The sequence below is a fragment of the Acidovorax sp. FG27 genome (assembly GCF_040365715.1).
Classification (GTDB): domain Bacteria; phylum Pseudomonadota; class Gammaproteobacteria; order Burkholderiales; family Burkholderiaceae_C; genus Paracidovorax.
On record NZ_BAABVY010000015.1, the window covers coordinates 94,129 to 108,185 of the forward strand.

The following is a 14,057-nucleotide window of genomic DNA, read 5'->3' on the forward strand; positions in this document are numbered from 1 at the left end:
AGAGCGGCCGAACCCTTCCATCGCGCCCCCAGGCAGCGCCCGCCGCACGGCCGGCAGCCGCCACCGGAAACCACCGAACGTCCCCCCGATCGCCGAGCCCACGGCCGACGCAGCGAAGGAGTCCCGTGCAACGTCCTCCCACCACCACTTCCCCGCGCCATTTCCCGCGCAAGCGGACCAGCTGGCCCATGGTCTGCCTGATCGGGGCTTCCGTCGCCGTGCCGCTGGGTGCCGCAGCACAGGAGTCCATCCTCAGTGGCCTGGGCTGGCACAAGAACAGCCCGGGCACGCAGGTCGAAGGGCAGAGCGAGGTCCGGGTGCAGAACAACCGCGCCAATGCCCGCGTGCTGGGCAGTGGCGCCAAGGGGTCGGGCCTGGCCAACGTGGGGGCGCAGATCGACCTGGTGGGCACCGCGCAGGCCAACGTGGCGGGCCTCGCCGGCATGCAGTTGCGGCAGACGGCCGTGCAGGTGCTGGACAACCAGGTGACCGGCTTCGTGAACGCCATGGGCGGCGCGGCCACGGCCAACGTGGCGCTGATCGCCAGCGGAAGCGGCTCGCGGCCGCTCACCTCGTCGCAGGTCAGCGTGCTGGGCAACCGCGCGTCGAACATTTCCGCGTTCGGTGCCAACGCCAAGGTGCTGCTGGGCACCGGCTCCCTGCAACTGCCTGGCCGGGCCTCGGGCAACAGCGTGCTGCTCGACGGCACGGATGCCAGCCAGGCCCGGCTGACCGTGGCGGACAACGAAGCGAGCGACGTCACCTCCATCGGCGGCTCGGCCCTGGCCAACACGCTGACGGCGAACGGCGGCAAGCTGAGCGACGTGGACATCGCCCAGGTCGGCAACCGGGCCCGTGAGGTCCGCGCGGGTGGCGGCTCGGCCGGCGTGGGGCGCGGCACCATCGGGCAGGTCAACCTGACCGGCGTGGCCGCTGCCAACACGGTGGCGATCGCATCGAGCGAGTTGGCCCGCGCACGCATCACGCAGACTGAGAACCAGGCCAGCAACGTGGTCACGACCGGCGGCAGCGCGCTGGCCAACTCCGTCAGCTTCTCCGACCACCGCTCCGGCGCAGGGCGCTACACCGCCACCCTGACCGGCAACCGGGCCGACCAGGTGCAGGCGTGGGGCGGGGAGATGTCGATCCTGCAGGGAGCGCTCGCCGATGTGCGGCTGTCCGCCACCGCCCTGGCCAACACCGTGTCGGTGAACCGGGGGCGGCTGGATGCCGACCCGGCGCACCTCATCGCGTCGAACACGGCGCGCAACGTGGCGGCCACCGGCGGCGGCGCCGCGGCCAACAGCATCTGGCTGGACGACGCCACGGTACGCGGCGGCACTGTCACGTTGAGCGGCAACACCGCCGAGCAGATCCAGACGGCAGGCATGGCCGGCCAGGTGGGGGCCGGCGTGGTCGGCAGCTTCGAGCGCAATGGCCGCGCCGTGGCCAACAGCCTGGTGGCCGACCGCCAGTCCACGCTGGAGCAGGTGCCGCTGGCACTCGCGGCCAACACAGCGGGCCAGGTGTCCGGCAGCGGCGGCCTGGCCGCGGCCAACGCGGTGCTGCTGAGCGAGGGCCGGGCGGAGCGCACCTCCGTGAGCCTGGCGGGCAACACGGCGCAGGACGTGCGCTCGACCGGCTACGCCGCCTCGGCGGGCGGCGGGCTGCTCTTTTCGGCGTCGCAGCAGTCGGCGGCGCTCGCCAATACCCTGGCGGTCACGGGCTCGCAGATCGATGCTTCCGGCGTCACCGTGGCCGGCAACGACGCGGCGCGGCTGAACGCGCGCGGCGGCAGCCTGCTGGCCAACAGCGTGGCGCTTGAGAGCGGCGGCGGGCAGGCATCGCGGCTGTCGGCCGCCGGCGTGCTGGCGGGCAACACGGCCACCGACATCGGCACCGAAGGCGGCGCGGTCTCAGGCGCGGCGGGCGCGGTGTCGAGCGAGGCCCGCGCCCGGGCGGCCGCCAATGCGCTGCTGCTGCACGACGGCGCCCAGGTCGACCGCTCCGCCTCCTGGACGGTGGCAGGCAACACGGCGCGCAACGTGCAGGCGGCCGGCGGCACGGCACTGGTCAACGCGCTGGCCGCCTACCGGCAGGCATCGGTGCGGGGCGGCAGCGTGGTGCTGGCGGGCAACACGGCGGACGGCGTCCGGGCGGAGGGGGGCACCTCGCAGATGCTGGGCGTGGGCTCGAACAGCAACGGCGTGCTGGCGGCCAACTCGGTCTATCTCGACGGGTCCGGCGCGGTGGGCCTGTCGCGCAGCACCGCCGTGGTGGCGGGCAACACGGCGCGGCAACTGCAGGCCCAGGGCGGCCGCGTCAATGCCAATGCGCTGTCGGTCAACGCGAACGGCCAGGTGGGCGATACCAGCGTGGTGATCGCCGGCAACACGGCCGCCAGCGTGCGCAGCGAAGGCAGCGAGGGCACGGTGGGCGGGTTCGCCGCCTTCGGCAAGGGCGTGGGCCAGGCCAATGCCAACGCCGTGCAGGTGCTGGCCCGCCTGCAGGCCGGCAGCGTGCAGCTGGCGGGCAACACCGCCGGGGGCGTCACGGCCACCGAGGGGCTGGCCGCGGCCAACAGCTTCGTGCAGGGCGGCGGCGATGCGCGCGGGGTGCAGGTCGCCGTCACGGGCAACACCGCCGGATCGGTGCGGGCCGACGGCGGCCAGGCCGCGCTGGCCAACAGCGTGCGGACCGACGGCAGCCTGCAATCGGCCTCGGTGACGGTGGCGGCCAACCAGGCGTCGGCCCGCACCGGGTCGGGCGATGCGCTCGCCAACAGCGTGCGGGTGAAGAAGCAGGGCCGGGTGCAGGGTGCCTCGGTGACGGTCGCCGGCAACCAGGGCCACTCCACGGGCGGCACGGCCAACAGCGTGGACGTGGCGGGCAGCGTGCAGGGCGGCAGCATCACCGTGCTGGGCAACCAGGGCCGCGCGGAGGGCGGCGGCACCATCAACAGCGTCACCGGCGACGGCCGGTTCTCGGGCAGCCAGATCACCATCATGGGCAATTCGGGCAACGCCACCCGGGGCATGGCCAACAGCGTGGCCAGCAGCGGCTCCATCGCCGGCTCGAACATCACCATCCTGGGCAACCAGGCGTCGGTGCGGGGCGGCGGCACGGCCAACAGCGTGGACAACCGCGGCACCATCGGCGGCAGCCAGATCATGATCGCCGGCAACACGGCCCAGGTCACCGGCTCGGGCGTGGTCAACAGCGTGCGCAACCGGGGCAGCATGACGGGCGCGAACGTCGCCATCATGGGCAACCGGGGCAGCGCACAGGGCGGCGGCACCGTCAACAGCGTGGACAACCGCGGCAAGCTGACCGGCCGGGTCGTCATCGCCGGCAACGAAGGCAGCGCCACCATGGGCGGCACCGTCAACTCGGTGGTCAACCAGGGCGTGCTGACCGGCAACGTGCTGATCGCGGGCAACCGGGGCCGCGCCCTGGCCGGCGGCGTCTCCAACTCGCTCATCAACCAGGGCATCGTCACCGGCACGGTGGCCATCGTGGGCAACACCTCGGCCGCGGCGGTGGGCATCACCTCGGGCAGCGTGCGCAACGTGGGCGGCGCCATCACCGGGGCTGCCGGGGTGGCCGGGAACGCGGCCTACGCGGCGAATCCTGGCTACACCTACACGATTCCGTCGTCGGGGGTGATAAACCAGTCGGTGACCGTTTTGCCGGCGGTCAACCTGCTCAGCATGTAGTGCGAGGGCGCGCCCGGTGGCGTGCCTTCCCCACCTGTCATGCATGCGCGCAGCAGCCCATTCTTTGTCGAACAAGGAGCTTTCTTCATGACAACAACGGTATCGGTAAGCCACCGCTACAGCGCCTGGTGGGTCCGCTGTGCGTGCGCGCTGGCAGTGGCCGGCGGCGCGGCGGGTGCGCAGGCCCAGCTGGTCAACTACAACGAACAACTGGGCAACTACAAGGACTCGAACCAGAGCGGCGTGAAGCTGCAGGACAGCGTCTACCCCTCGGTGAGCGCCAAGGCCCGCGTCAACCGCGCCATCGCCCAGAACGCGCTGGTGGAGCAGAGCGCGCTGGTGCAGCCCGACGGCACGCTGAAGCTGCCGGAGGACCAGCGCAACGTGGTGATCCGCTCCACCTATTCCGACGTGCAGCGCGGCGCCGACGGCACGCTGCGCATCGCGAGCCCCGTGATCCAGGGGCCGGTCAACGGCAACGTGACGCTGTTCGTGGAAGGCCGCGGGGTCGAGAACATCACCGTCATCAATTCCCCCCGCTGAACCTTCGTTCCGTTTTTTCTTCGTCTCGTCGTGCAGGGTTGAGAGACTGCACGGGCGCCGGCAGGGGCTGAAAGGGCTTCGACGCCGTGGCGCCATTCCTTCAATCACACAAAGACCACAAAAATCATGATGCAAACGACACTGCGTTGGGGAGGCGCGCTGCTGGCGCTGGCTCTGTTGGGCGGCTGCGCCACGTCGCGCAACGCCCTGGACGATGCCTCCAGGCTGATGGCCGAGCGCGACGCCGAGAAGCTGCTGCCCGTGACCAACCTCAGCGCCTATTCGCTGGCGCTCGGCCGCTTCGGCTCCATGCTCGACGTCTACAAGGATGGCGACCCCATCATCTACATGCAGACGCGCAGCATCCTCGACGCGACCAATCTGTCGAGCCCGCTGGCCGGCGCTGAAATCCCGGGCGACATCACCGAAATGGTCCGCACGGCGGTGAACCGCATCGGCGCGCGCGTGGTGTACGTGCCCTACCACCCCGACTACCTGGTGGCGCAGGCGCAGCTGGGCGCCAAGTTCGGCGTGACCATGCCCGACTTCCTCATCACCGGCGCCCTGACCGAATTCGACCGCGCGATCTCCGGGGCTGGCCGGGTGAATTCGGCCGGCATCGAGTTCGGCGGCGGCAACGGCAAGGTCACGCTCGGCGCCGACGTCAAGCGCACGGCCATCTTCTCGGCGCTGGCGCTCGACCTGAACCTGGTCAGCTTCTCCACGCAGCAGATGGTGCCGCGCATCCAGTCGTCGAACGTGGTGAAGGTGCTTAACTTCAGCTCCGAGGACAACGCCAGCCTGGGCTTCTACGGCGACGCGTTCGGCTTCAAGATGGAGGGCAAGTACCTGCAGGGCCGCCACTCGGCCATCCGCACCCTGGTGGACCTGAGCGTGCTGGAACTGGTGGGCAAGGCCACCAACACGCCGTACTGGCGCTGCATCCCGGGCGGCACGCCCGACCCGGTGGTGATCGAGAACATGCGCGCGGCCTACACGGGCCTGACGCCCGAGCTCAAGCTGGGGCTGATCCAGGTCATGCTGCGCAAGTACGGCGAGCCGGTGCAGGTCACGCAGAAGTACGACGACGCCACCAAGGCGGCGCTGCAGAAGGTGTACTCGGAACGCTTCGCCGACAAGGGTGAAGTCGACGTCATGCAGTGGTCGGGCTTCGAGCCGCTCTTCTTCAACGTGCCCATGTCGTGGGAGGCGCGCTCGGCCAACGCCGCCACCGCCACCGTGCCTGTGAGCGGCGCCGCACAGCCCGCCGCGAAGGCAGGCACATGATGGCCCGCCCTGCATTCACCAGGCGCTGGCTGCGCGCCGCAGGCTGCGCTGCCGGGCTGTCCGTGGCCGCCGCGTCGGCCATGGCGCAGACGGTCTCGGCCCCGAACACCACCGTCACTACCGGCACCACGGGCACCACGGGCACCACGGGCACTAGCAACGCGGCCCCCGCCGCACCGGCTACGGCAGCGGCCGCCACCTCCACCGTGCGCGGCACGCCGGCCGCCGGGGAGGGCGCCCGCTTCGTCGAGGCCTGCAACCAGTCCATCGAGAAGGGCGTGGCGGGCCTGGGCTGCCAGGGTCCCATCTACCGCAACGAGCTCGAGCGGCTCAAGCAGGAGGCGCTGACCACGCAGAACCCGCAACTGCTGTCGTTCGTGGGCGATGCCTACCAGAACCAGCGCTCCGGCATCGCCGACATCAGCCAGGCCTACCGCTGGTACCTGCTGGCCGCCGTGCGGGGCGATCCGCGCGCCATGCAGCAGCTCTCCGAGATGAACCGCCAGGGCCGCGCCGGGTTGCCGCAGGACCGCGTCAAGGCCCTGGGCTACGCAAGGCTGGCCGAGCGCCTCGGCAGCCCGGGCATGGGGGCGGCGACCGACGCCACCCGTGCCATCACCGAACTGGGCGGGCAGATGGCCGCTGAAGAGGTGGCGCTCGCCGAGCGCTTCTCGCAGGAGCTGGAAATTCAGGTCCGCCAGCGGCAATCCGGCGGCGCAGCACCGTCGCCCGCCGCGCCTGTGCTGCCCTCGGCCGGCGGAGGCTTGCCGGGCGCAGGGCAGGTGGCGCCCTCCACGGCTCCAACCGGCGGGGCTGCGACCTCGCCAGCGCCCGCCGGTGCGGCGCCTCTGCCCGGCACCCGCTTGCCAGGAACCCCGATGCCATGACCCAGTCCTCTGCCCGTTTCAGCTTCCGCCTGTCCGTCGTGCCCGTGGCCGTGATGTGTCTCGCTCCCGTCCTGGCGCAAGCCCAGATCGGCCCCGTCGGGCCCATCGGCCCGGTGGGTCCCACTGGCACGGGCACCCAGGGCGGCAGCCGGGAGCGTGCCGCTCCTGCGGCTCCGGCCGCACCCGCCGCTCCGTCCACCCGGGCTGCACCGGTGGAGCCGGTGAAGCCGGTCAAGCCGGTGACAGGGCAGGGCAACCGCATCGAGGTGACCGGCAACACCGCCACGCACACTGGCTGCGGGCCGGGCGGCGCGTCCGTCAATTCCATCCAGGTCGACCGGCAGAGCCTGGAGGGGCAGACTGTGATCGTGCAAGGCCGCAACAGCAGCGACGTGGACGTGCGGCCCTGCCCGCCGGCGGGGCACGGCAGCGAAGCCGCACCCGCGGCGGGCCCGGGCACGCAGGTCAACAGCATCCGGGTGCGCTAGCCGCACCGCGTGGTCGCCCGCGCCGGCTGCGGCCGCCACCGTTTGCCAAGCCGGGGCGACTCCGCATCTTCATAACGAACAGGAACCAGAAAGGCCAAGGGAATGAACCTGATCCATACCGCCCTCTCCACCGACACGCGCCCAGCGCCCACAGCCCTTCGCGCCCTCGTGCGCCCGGCTGCCATGGCCATTGCGCTCGCCATGGTCGCGCTGGCCGGCTGCAAGGACCAGTCCGCACCTGCCGTGGCGGCCACGCCAGCCGTGCCAGCGGTGCCGGCCACGCCAGCGACGCCTGCGGTCGCAGTCCAGGCTCCGGCCGCTCCCGCAGCCCCTGCGGCGCCGGCCGTCGCCGGTGCCCCGACCGAAGTGCCCACCACCACCATGTCGCCCGCTGCCTCCGCCGTCCCGCGCAAGCTGCCGCTGGGCCTGCAGGGCGTCGCGCCGGCCGGCGTGACGGTGCGCGTGAAGAGCGTGGAGATCGGCGGCGACGCCACGGTGCTGGATGTGAGCATTTCGTTCGCCAACCGCATCACCGACTCCACCATGCTGGCGCTGGCCGATACCTACCTGCAGGACGAGTCGGGCGCCAGGCTGCACATCAAGCGCCCCGACACCAACCGCGACCTGACCATCCGCGAAGGTGAAACGCTCAACGGCCAGCTCGTCTTCCTGGGCAGCGTGGCGCCCACCGCGCGCAAGCTCAAGCTGGTGTTCAACGACGGCGCCCAGGGCGACAACATCGTCTCGCCCGGCTTCTCGATGGACCTGCCGCTGCAGGGCGGCTGATGGGAGGCGCCTACCGCAGTCACCTGGCGCCGGCTGTGCTGGCCGCCTGCGCTTGCCTGGCCGGTGGCGCGGCCAGCGCCCAGTCGCTGGTGGTGGAGCGCAGCGGCAAGCCCCTGGCGCAGGTGGCCAGCACCCAGTTGCGCGTGGTGCCCGATGCGCCGCGCACGCAGCTCAGCCCGCAACCCGTCGCCGGCTCGCTGGCATCGCAAGGCCCTTCCACCCAGCTGCAGCCGCAGGCCGGCCCGCAGACCCTGCTGCGCGAGGCGGAAGTGCCGCGCGCACGGCTGGAGCAGACCCGGGCGCTGCTGGTGGAGCTGAAGGCGCAGCCCACGCCGCAGCAGGCCATCTCCGTCGACCTGCCGGCCGACGTGCTGTTCGACTTCGACAAGGCCACCCTACGGCCCGATGCGGCAGGCCCGCTCGACAAGGCGGCCGAGCTCATCAAGAGCTACCCGCAGGCCCCCATCACCGTGGTGGGCCACACCGACAGCAAGGGCAACGACGCCTACAACGATGCCCTGTCGCTGCGGCGTGCAGAGACCGTCGCGCAGGCCTTGCAGCAGCGCACCTCGCGCCTGCCCGTGGCCCGTGGCCTGGGCGAGCGCGAGCCGGTGGCGCCCAATGCCAAGCCCGACGGCCGCGACGACCCACAGGGGCGCCAGCAGAACCGGCGCGTGCAGATCCTGATCGGCGCGCTCTCGTCCGGCGGCGCTGCCGCCGCCACACCAAGGAACTGACATGGCCCTGATCCGCTGCCCCGAATGCTCGCGAGAGGTCTCCTCGCATGCCCCGGCCTGCCCAGGCTGCGGCTACCCGCTGCAGGCCGGCACGGCCCGGCCGGGCGCGCCCGCGCCGCAGCCGGCGTGGCAGTCGCCCAGCGTGTGGGGCCGCATCGCCACGGTGCTGGGCGCGTGGATGATCGTGCCCTGGCTGGCGCGCCTGATCTTCGCCGTGGGCGCGCTGGTGCTGGGCTACTTCATGTTCACCAAATAGGCCCCTGGCCTGGCCTGGCCCGGCCCGCCGAGGGCGCGGGCCTTGCCGCCGTCACGTGCGGGCGACGGTCCAGTGGTTGTCCATGCGCGCGCCGGCCAGCGCGCTGGCATGCGCATGCGGCCTGGGCGCGGCGCCGGCCGCGTCCTGCAGCGAATGCGCCAGCCCGGCCGCCCAGAGCTGGCCGCCCGCGGGCGCCAGCGCGCACACCTCCGGCAGATCGACCAGGCCGCGCCAGTCGCCCTGGCGCGAGAAGGTGGCGATGCCGCCGGCACGCGGACAGCTCACCGCCCACCCACCGGCCGTCGCCGCGATGCTGCCGCCGTAGCCGCGCAAGGCCGCCGGCCCGGGCTGCGCGGCCTGTGCCAGCCGCAGCCGCTGGCCGTCGAACAGCGCCAGCACGGGCGCCTGGGCGCGGGCCTCGGCATCGTCGTGCTCGGCCTGCAGCGCGATGCCGAGCATCGACCCCGAGGCGTCCCATGCCAGGTGCCGCAGGCTCAGGCGCGCGTCCGGCAGCCGCCACTGGCCGCGCAGCGCGCCCGTGCTGCCGTCCAGCAGCACCAGGGACGAATCCATGGTGTGCAGGTCGCGCTTCACGCGGCCCGTTTCCGGGGCGGTGGGCACGCCGCCATTGGCCACGACGAGCTGGCCGGCGTGCAAGCCGCCATGGGCGGCGGGCACCCACAGCAGTTCATGCGCGTCGATGCCGTGCGTGGGCCATTCAGCCACCGTGTCCAGGCTGCCTGCGTCGCGGCGAACCACCAGGCTGGCGCCGGTGTCGAGGTCGGTTTCGGTGGTGTAGAGCGCGCTGCCGTCCGCCGATGCGATCACGTGGCCGTTGAACGACCGGGTGGCGTCCACCCAGTGCCAGCGCGGTGGCGCGGCGGCGCCCGGTTGCCAGCGCAGCAGCCAGTCCCCGGGCCGGCGCGCGGTGGCCACGATGCTGCCGTCGGGCAGCACGTGCACGCCGTGCGCCCGGGTGGGCACTTCCAGCGCATGCAGCACCTGCACCGGGGCGGCGGGATCGCGGTCCACGCCGAGCAGGCCGACGCGATAGCCACCATCGGCCTGCTGCCAGGCCGCCGCCAGCCGCACTTGCAGCCCTGCATGCGCCGCGTGCGCCACGGCGCTGCAGGGCAGGCCGAGCAGGCCCAGCCATTGCAGCGCGAGGCGGCGGCTGGGCCCGGCGGAAAGCAGGGTGCGCGGTATCACGTCAGTCTCCATCCGCATCCGAAAAGCCGATGCTCACTTCCAGCGCCGGCGCGATCTCGGCCTCGGCCAGGCGCTTGAGCGCGGCCAGCTCGCGGGCCACCTGCTGCACCGCAGCAGCCTGGGGTTGGCTGCCCGCCTTGTCCAGGGCAGTGAAGGCCGCGTCCACCGACCGGGTGGCGGCCAGCAGGCGGTCGGCCAGCGGATTCAGGCCCCGGCCGCGCAGGTAGGTTTCCAGCGGCACCAGCGCCTGGCCCGGCGCGGGCGTGGCGGCCTCAGCCGGCAACACGGCCAGGGTGCGCACGGCCTGCCACTCGGCCTGCCAGGCGGCGGCGGTGCGGCCGCTGGCGGCGCGCGGGTAGTCCGGCGCGCGCGTGCCCTGCGCGGCGCGCAGGGGCTTTTCCATGTGCGCCCAGCGCAGCCGTTCGATGCCACCGACCCACTGGTTGATGAATTCCGCCATGGCCTGGGTCGACCGCTCCTGCTCGTCCTCGGCCGCCCAGTCGGTGCGCGCGGCGGCATCGAAGGCGGTGCGCAGCGCGACGGCCTCGCGCTCCACGTCCAGCGCGGCCTGCACGGCATAGCCGCAGGCCGGCGTGCCGGGCAGGGTGGGCTGCGTCCACAGCAGCCATTCCAGCGCCGGCAGGCCCTTGGCGGGCGTGCCTACGCGCTCGAAGTCGGCGGCGCTCTGGGGCTGCGTCTTGATGGCCCGCTCGATCAGGTGGGGCCGGGTGGGGGCGAAGTCGATCTGCCGCTGCGCACGCCGCGCGATCACCGGGCCGATCGCCACGCCCGAGAGGCCCTCCCAGGCCAGCATGGCGTCGGCCCAGGCGGCGCGGGCGCCCTGCAACGCCGCATCGGCCTGCGCGGGGGGCGCCGCGCACAGGGCGCGCAGCGCCGCCGGCAGCGCCTGCGCCGCGCTGGCGAAGGCAGTGGCCCGGGGCACGCCCCGGTGCGCATACAGGCCCTGCAGGGCGTGGGTGGTGTCGTAGAACGGCACGGCCTGCACGCGCCAGCCCGTCTGGGCATGGGCCGGCGGCAGCGCGGCGGCCAGCGCCAGGGCGGCCGCGAACAACGCGCGCCGGGTGGGTGATGCAAGGGCTGCATGTCTCATAACGACTCCACGAACCGGACCAGCGCTTCGCGGTCGGCCTTGTTCATCTTCAATACGTTCTGCCTGGCCTCCTCGGCCTCGCCGCCATGCCACAGCACGGCCTCCAGCACGCCCCGCGCCCGGCCGTCGTGCAGCAGCCGGGTGTGGCCGTTCACGTCCTTGATGAGGCCGATGCCCCAGAGCGGCGGCGTGCGCCACTGGCGGCCGCTCGCCAGGAAGTCGGGGCGCCCGTCGGCCAGGCCCTCGCCCATGTCGTGCAGCAGCATGTCGGTGTAGGGCCAGATGCGCTGGCCCGACAGCGCCTTGCTCGTCAGGCGCGGGAAGGGGCCTTCCTTGGTGACGTAGCTGGGCCGGTGGCAGGTGGCGCACTGGGCCTGCGCGAAGAGGGTCTGGCCGCGCAGCACCTGCGCGTCGCTGGCGTCCCGCCGGGCCGGCGGCGCCAGCGTCGCCTGGTAGAACACCACGTCGTCGAAGGTCTTGTCGTCGATCTCCACGCCGTGCTGGCCGCGCGCGCCGGCGCTCACGCCGCTGGGCGAGGCGGCGCAGTCGGCCTGGGTGGTGGTGCACGATTCGCTGGGGAAGTGGCGCGAGGTGATGCCCATGTCGCCCACGAAGGCGCCGCCCGTCTGGTGGGCGATGGTGGCCACGTTGGCCTTCCAGCCGAAGCGGCCCAGCAGGGTGCGGCCCGAGGGCGCGTCCCACACGCGGTTGGGCATGCCCTTGATGGGGCCGGGCGCGGCGGCCTGGTCGGCCGCGTTGGCCAGGATGTCGGCCTCGTCGATGGCCTCCAGCAGGCCCACGCCGATGATCTGGGGCGCGATGCGCGGGCCGATCATGGTGCCCTCGTGCAGCGGGCCGTAGCCCAGGTCGCGCACGCCATAGGTGGGTTTCAGCAGGGTGTAGCGGGTGCCGTCGGCGAAGCGGCCGCGCAGGGTGTCGTAGCGCAGCGTGGCCTGGCCTTCGGGCTTGACGCCGTGCACGGCGGCCGTGTTGAGCTGGTCGCCATACACCGGCTCGGGGTTGGGGCCGCCGTGCGGGTCGGTGCCCGGAATCGACAGGCGCAGCAGCAGCGACACCAGCGGGTCGCGCGTCTCGCCCAGGCGGTTGAAGATGGCCGGCGGCTCGCCCCGGCCGTCCTGGATGTGGCAGCCGCCGCAGGAGCGTGCGATGAAGTGCGGGCCCAGCCCGTCGCGCGCGGTGGTGGAGCCGCCGGTTTCCACCCAGTTGCGGCGAAAGAACGAATTGCCGATCACGAAGCGCGTGCGCTCCGGGTCTTCCAGGTTGGCGGCGGGAAAGGAGAACGCATTGCGGCCGGTGGCAAACACGGTCGTGTCGCCGCCCGTGCGCTCGCCCAGCGGGTCGGGCGGGGCGCTGGCGACGAGGCCGGTGGCGGCGGCCAGGCCGGCGCCCGCCACGGCGAGGCCACGCCACGGCGCGCCCGTCCATCGCAGAGATCGTCGCATCAGGGGCATGGCTTTCTTCAGGGCTGCACCAGCGTCAGCTGCGTGATGCCGATGGCGTTGGCGGCCTCCACCAGATCCTTGCTCTGCTGCGTGAGGCTGTTCACCGCCTTCTGGATGCGCTGGCGGCCTGGGGCATCGTTGCCGCCGATGATCTCGCGGTCGAACGGCGCCTGGATTCCTTCGGTGGCGGCCACCGATGCGGCGATCTGCGCGGTGACCTTCTCGGCCAGCTGCGGGTTCTTGGCGGCGACCAAGGCGCGCAGGGACGCACCCTGCACCTGGCTGCCGTCGGCACGCCGGTAGCTGCCCAGCCAGACGTTCTGGATGCCCATGGCGTTGGTCACCGCGTCGCGGTGGGTGTTGTCGGAAAAGCAGGAATGCTCGTCTTCCTGGTCCTGGCTGTTGAGCGCCACCTCCAGCCGCTCGCCCGCCAGCTCGCCGCGCGACAGCGAGCCCAGCCCCACCAGCATCTTGCGCAGCGACTCCTGGCCGCCGCGCACGAACTGCGCGCGGTAGTTTTTCTTCGCCTTCGGGTCCCAGGCCTTGACCAGCGACGTCAGGTCGTCGATCAGCAGGTCGGTCACCACGTTCAGGTACTGGCGGCGACGGTCGGCATTGGGCTTCTTGCCGTCCACGAAGTCCTCGAAATTGCGGTCACCGGGGCCGGTGTCCGACAGGTCCTGGCCCCACAGGAAGAACTCGATGGCATGCCAGCCAGTGGCGATGTTCTCTTCGCCGCCGCGCTCGTTCTGCGCGATGAGGTTCTTCTTGTTGATGACGAACTTGCGGTCGTTGATGAGGCCCGAATCGGGCTTGCCCTCGACGCTGTCCACGTACGACTCGTCCATCGGCCAGGCGTTGAGCTGGCCTTCGGGGCCCTTGTCGTCGTCGATGGGGCCGCCGTAGAAGCGGAAGGCCTCGGTCTGGCCGTAGAACTCGCGCGCGGCGAGCCAGGTCTTGCGCGCTTCTGCAAGCGTCTCGGCCGAGGGCTTGGCGGTGAACGCCTTCACGGCGGCCTGCATGCGCCGGGCGGCGTTCAGCGTGTCTTCGTAGTTGGCATGCACCAGCACCGCGTAGTGGGCCGCCACGGCCTGTGCGGTGACCGGCTGGGCCGCCTGGGTCGCCGGTGCGGCCGTGCCCTGGGCCTGCGCCACGCCCAGGGTGCCCAGGGCGCCGGTGAACATCAGTGCGGCCAGCGTGGCGGTCTTGAACGAAGGGGTGGTCATGGGCATCTCCAGGAAAGGACAGGGTGGAACGATGGGCGTGGCCCGCCGGAAGGGGGCGCGGAAAGCAGCGCTGTGCAGCCGGGCCGCGGAGCGGGCTGGGGCACGCCGGAGGCCAGCCGGGGCGCTTGCCGACGACCGGGGTGGGCGCCCGGAGCTGGCTTGCGGCTGGACAGCTCGGCATTATAAGAATGCGATTTATTATCATTTGAGACGCGGCGCATTCTTGGGCGGAATGGGCGTAGATGGCGGGTGCGCCACGCTCGCATCACAGCGCCGTTTGCTATTGTATTGATAGCTGTAGGCGATTGATCTATAAGCGACAGAGCCGATTTTTGCCATGAAAAAGGC

At 72.1% G+C, this 14,057-nt stretch carries 12 protein-coding genes; 8 read left to right on the top strand and 4 right to left on the bottom strand.

The genetic code is table 11. The annotated features are described in order from the left end of the window. Positions 1 to 125 precede the first annotated feature (125 nt). From ABWV53_RS20080 to ABWV53_RS20115, 8 genes are all read left to right on the top strand, one after another. Complete coding sequence (locus ABWV53_RS20080) at positions 126 to 3,716, top strand: beta strand repeat-containing protein (RefSeq protein WP_353367909.1); 3,591 nt, start codon at positions 126 to 128, stop codon at positions 3,714 to 3,716. 87 nt (positions 3,717 to 3,803) lie between these two features. Beyond that, on the top strand, positions 3,804 to 4,259 hold the full coding sequence (locus tag ABWV53_RS20085) for a hypothetical protein (protein WP_353367910.1): 456 nt from the start codon (positions 3,804 to 3,806) through the stop codon (positions 4,257 to 4,259). A 126-nt stretch (positions 4,260 to 4,385) separates the two neighbouring features. Further along, positions 4,386 to 5,546 (top strand): hypothetical protein, encoded by a 1,161-nt coding sequence (locus tag ABWV53_RS20090; protein ID WP_353367911.1) that lies wholly within the window; start codon positions 4,386 to 4,388, stop codon positions 5,544 to 5,546. Next, positions 5,546 to 6,433, top strand: coding sequence for an SEL1-like repeat protein (locus ABWV53_RS20095; protein WP_353367912.1), 888 nt, complete (start codon positions 5,546 to 5,548; stop codon positions 6,431 to 6,433). The genes ABWV53_RS20090 and ABWV53_RS20095 overlap by 1 nt, the downstream gene beginning before the upstream one ends. Next, entirely contained in the window at positions 6,430 to 6,921 is a 492-nt protein-coding gene (locus tag ABWV53_RS20100) for a hypothetical protein (protein WP_353367913.1), read from the top strand. Before ABWV53_RS20095 ends, ABWV53_RS20100 begins: the two co-directional genes overlap by 4 nt. A 102-nt stretch (positions 6,922 to 7,023) precedes the next feature. Continuing rightward, entirely contained in the window at positions 7,024 to 7,707 is a 684-nt protein-coding gene (locus ABWV53_RS20105) for a hypothetical protein (RefSeq protein WP_353367914.1), read from the top strand. Continuing rightward, positions 7,707 to 8,444 (top strand): OmpA family protein, encoded by a 738-nt coding sequence (locus ABWV53_RS20110; RefSeq protein ID WP_353367915.1) that lies wholly within the window; start codon positions 7,707 to 7,709, stop codon positions 8,442 to 8,444. Before ABWV53_RS20105 ends, ABWV53_RS20110 begins: the two co-directional genes overlap by 1 nt. 1 nt (position 8,445) lies before the next feature. Continuing rightward, positions 8,446 to 8,700: a zinc ribbon domain-containing protein gene (locus ABWV53_RS20115; protein WP_353367916.1), complete on the top strand. Its 255-nt coding sequence runs from the start codon at positions 8,446 to 8,448 to the stop codon at positions 8,698 to 8,700. A 51-nt stretch (positions 8,701 to 8,751) separates the two neighbouring features. Here the strand turns inward: ABWV53_RS20115 and ABWV53_RS20120 are convergent, their stop codons facing one another. The 4 genes from ABWV53_RS20120 to ABWV53_RS20135 are packed head-to-tail and all read right to left on the bottom strand — an operon-like array spanning position 8,752 to position 13,709. Beyond that, positions 8,752 to 9,927 (bottom strand): DUF1513 domain-containing protein, encoded by a 1,176-nt coding sequence (locus ABWV53_RS20120; RefSeq protein WP_502903946.1) that lies wholly within the window; start codon positions 9,925 to 9,927, stop codon positions 8,752 to 8,754. Next, positions 9,911 to 11,020 (bottom strand): imelysin family protein, encoded by a 1,110-nt coding sequence (locus ABWV53_RS20125; protein WP_353367918.1) that lies wholly within the window; start codon positions 11,018 to 11,020, stop codon positions 9,911 to 9,913. The genes ABWV53_RS20120 and ABWV53_RS20125 overlap by 17 nt, the downstream gene beginning before the upstream one ends. Further along, entirely contained in the window at positions 11,017 to 12,483 is a 1,467-nt protein-coding gene (locus tag ABWV53_RS20130) for a di-heme oxidoreductase family protein (RefSeq protein ID WP_353367919.1), read from the bottom strand. The genes ABWV53_RS20125 and ABWV53_RS20130 overlap by 4 nt, the downstream gene beginning before the upstream one ends. Before the next feature lie 17 nt (positions 12,484 to 12,500). Continuing rightward, complete coding sequence (locus ABWV53_RS20135; protein ID WP_353367920.1) at positions 12,501 to 13,709, bottom strand: imelysin family protein; 1,209 nt, start codon at positions 13,707 to 13,709, stop codon at positions 12,501 to 12,503. Between the last annotated feature and the right edge of the window lie 348 nt (positions 13,710 to 14,057).